Source organism: Pseudomonas sp. R-28-1W-6, assembly GCF_009799925.1.
Lineage (GTDB): Bacteria > Pseudomonadota > Gammaproteobacteria > Pseudomonadales > Pseudomonadaceae > Aquipseudomonas.
Genome location: NZ_WELK01000022.1, coordinates 1 through 1,195 on the forward strand (window position 1 = coordinate 1; position 1,195 = coordinate 1,195).

Here is a 1,195-nt window from a genome sequence, read left to right on the forward strand (position 1 = left end):
CTCGGCGGCGACGAGGGCCCGGGCAACCGCGCCTTCCAGACCCCGCTGGCGACCAAGCACGCCTTCCAGGGCTGGGCCGACCAGTTCCTCATCACCCCCGCCGACGGCGTCGAGGATGCCTACGCCGGGGTCACCGTGCCGCTGCTCGGCGGCAGCCTGCAGGCCTGGTACCACGACTTTCGCGCCGAACAGGGCAGCAGCCAGTACGGCGAGGAGATCGACCTGTCCTACGCCCACCCGATTCCCGGCGTGAAGGGCCTGGTCGGCCTGGTCAAGTACGCCAGCTACGACGCCGACGACCTCGCCGTCGATGCCGACAAGGCCTGGCTGCAGCTGCAGTACAGCTACTGATCGTCCGGCCCCGCAACGGGGCCCTGCCCGACCGGCGTGCGGCGGCCTGCCGCCGCACGCCTCTGGAGATTCCCATGCTCAGCCGTCTGCTTAACCCTCACCTGCTTGGCCCCCTTTTGCTCAGCCTCGCCCTGCTCTGCCCGCCCGCCTGGGCGGTGATCGGCGATGCCGAGGCGATGAACCTGGCCGGCATGCAGCGCATGCTCAGCCAGCGCATCGCCAAGAGTTACCTGATGATCGGCGCCGAAGTGCGCAGCGACGTGGCGCTGCAGCAGCTCGACCAGAGCGTGGCGCGCTTCGAGAGCAACTTCCTCGCCTTGAGCGAATACGCGCCCAACACCGAGATCCGCACCGCCCTGGAACAGGCCGGCAGCACCTGGCAGGCCTACCGCGAGCTGGCCCTGTCGCGCCCCAGCCGCGAACAGGCCGTGCCGCTGCTGCAACTCAGCGACCAGTTGCTGGCCCAGAGCGAGCAGGTGGTGCTGCTGATCGAGCAACACACCGGCAGCCAGAACGCCCGCCTGGTCAACCGCAGCGGCCGCCAGCGGATGCTCAGCCAGCGCATCGCCAAGCTCTACCTGGCGGTCAGCTGGCACCTGCCGGTCGAGGGCCTGGAAGCGGAGCTGCGCAAGGCCACCGAGGAGTTCGAGACCGCCCAGCAGGAACTGCTCGCCGCCCGGCAGAACACCCCGCAGATCAGCCAGGCGCTGCAGAAGGTCGAGGCCCAGTGGCGCTTCGCCCGCGCCGGCTTTCGCCTGTCGGCCGACTCGCAGTACGTGCCGACGGTGATCACCACCACCACCGAGACCCTGCTCTGGCAGATGAACGACCTGACCAGCGCCTA

1 protein-coding gene and 1 pseudogene are annotated in these 1,195 nt (G+C 69.5%); both read left to right on the plus strand.

What is annotated here, in order from left to right; translation table 11 throughout:
- A pseudogene (locus F3I62_RS20050) lies at positions 1-351 on the plus strand (hypothetical protein); the annotation flags it as partial.
- Positions 352-425: 74 nt separating this feature from the next.
- A partial coding sequence (locus F3I62_RS20055; protein ID WP_160491402.1) for a type IV pili methyl-accepting chemotaxis transducer N-terminal domain-containing protein occupies positions 426-1,195 on the plus strand: 770 nt, incomplete at its 3' end.